Source organism: Streptomyces sp. NPDC037126, from assembly GCF_055605965.1.
The window spans coordinates 1-2,066 of record NZ_JBVJTD010000082.1 but is presented as its reverse complement, the minus strand read 5'-3'; the positions used below and the strand labels follow the sequence as shown (position 1 = coordinate 2,066).

At 70.7% G+C, this 2,066-nt stretch carries 2 protein-coding genes; both read left to right on the top strand.

Annotated features, from left to right (window positions below):
• A partial coding sequence (gene cysD, locus ACZ7FF_RS44890; RefSeq protein WP_470820535.1) for a sulfate adenylyltransferase subunit CysD occupies positions 1-882 on the top strand: 882 nt, incomplete at its 5' end.
• A 2-nt stretch (positions 883-884) separates the two neighbouring features.
• On the top strand, positions 885-2,066 hold a 1,182-nt coding region (locus ACZ7FF_RS44885; RefSeq protein ID WP_470820533.1), incomplete at its 3' end, for a sulfate adenylyltransferase subunit 1.

Here is a 2,066-nt window from a genome sequence, read left to right as displayed (position 1 = left end):
CACCTGGACGCGCTGGAGTCCGAGGCGGTGCACATCTTCCGCGAGGTGGCGGGCGAGTTCGAGAACCCGGTGATCCTGTTCTCCGGTGGCAAGGACTCCATCCTCATGCTGCATCTGGCGCTGAAGGCGTTCGCTCCGGCGCCGGTCCCCTTCTCGCTGCTGCACGTGGACACCGGCCACAACTTCCCGGAGGTGCTGGAGTACCGGGACCGTACGGTGGCCAGGCACGGGCTGCGCCTCCATGTGGCCTCCGTGCAGGACTACATCGACCGGGGTGTGCTCAAGGAGCGTCCCGACGGCACCCGCAACCCGCTGCAGACGCTGCCGCTGACGGAGAAGATCCAGAGCGAGAGGTTCGACGCGGTCTTCGGCGGCGGCCGCCGGGACGAGGAGAAGGCCCGTGCCAAGGAGCGCGTGTTCTCGCTGCGCGACGAGTTCTCCCAGTGGGACCCGCGCCGCCAGCGCCCGGAGCTGTGGAACCTGTACAACGGCCGGCACGCCCCCGGTGAGCACGTGCGGGTCTTCCCGCTGTCCAACTGGACCGAGCTGGACGTCTGGCAGTACATCGCCCGCGAGGGCATCGAACTGCCGCAGATCTACTTCGCGCACGAGCGCGAGGTGTTCAGCCGGGCCGGCATGTGGCTGACCGCGGGCGAGTGGGGCGGTCCGAAGGACGGCGAGAGCGTCGAGAAGCGCCAGGTCCGCTACCGGACCGTCGGTGACATGTCCTGCACCGGCGCCGTCGACTCCGACGCGACCACGCTGGACGCCGTGATCACCGAGATCGCCGCCTCCCGGCTCACCGAGCGGGGCGCGACCCGCGCCGACGACAAGCTGTCCGAGGCCGCGATGGAAGACCGCAAGCGCGAGGGGTACTTCTAAGCATGAGCACGACCACGACCGAGGCGCTCTCGGCCACCACGCTGCTGCGGTTCGCCACCGCCGGCTCCGTCGACGACGGCAAGTCCACGCTCGTCGGGCGGCTGCTGCACGACTCCAAGTCGGTCCTCACCGACCAGCTGGAGGCCGTGGAGCGCGCCTCCGCGAGCCGCGGCCAGGACGGCCCGGACCTGGCGCTGCTCACCGACGGCCTGCGTGCCGAGCGGGAGCAGGGCATCACCATCGACGTCGCCTACCGCTACTTCGCGACCCCGCGCCGCCGGTTCATCCTGGCCGACACGCCCGGCCACGTGCAGTACACGCGGAACATGGTCACCGGTGCCTCCACGGCCGAGCTGACCGTGATCCTGGTCGACGCCCGCAACGGAGTGGTCGAGCAGACCCGGCGGCACGCGGCGATCGCGGCCCTGCTGCGGGTCCCGCACGTCGTCCTCGCGGTCAACAAGATGGACCTGGTCGAGTACGAGGAGGCCGTCTTCGCCGCGATCGCCGAGGAGTTCACGGCGTACGCGACCGAGCTGGGCGTCCCTGAGGTCACCGCGATCCCGATCTCGGCGCTGGCCGGTGACAACGTGGTGGAGCCGTCCGCGAACATGGACTGGTACGGCGGCCCGACGGTGCTCGAACACCTGGAGACCGTGCCGGTCAGTCACGACCTGGCGCACTGCCACGCGCGGCTGCCCGTGCAGTACGTGATACGGCCGGGGACCGCCGAGCACCCGGACTACCGGGGTTACGCGGGGCAGATCGCGGCCGGGACCTTCCGGGTCGGTGAGGAGGTCACGGTCCTGCCGTCCGGGCGGACCACGACGATCTCCGGCATCGACCTGCTGGGCGAGCCGGTGGACGCGGCCTGGACGACGCAGTCGGTGACATTGCTGCTGCGGGACGACATCGACGTCTCGCGCGGCGACCTGATCGTGCCGACGAAGGACGCGCCCGCCACCACCCAGGACGTGGAGGCGACCGTCTGCCACGTGGCCGACCTGCCGCTGGCCGTCGGCCACCGGGTGCTGCTCAAGCACGGCACCCGCACGGTGAAGGCGATCGTCAAGGACATCCCGTCCCGGCTCACGCTGGACGACCTGTCCCTGCACCCGCACCCGGGACAGCTGGCCGCCAACGACATCGGCCGGGTGAAGATCCGCACCGCCGAGCCGCTGCCG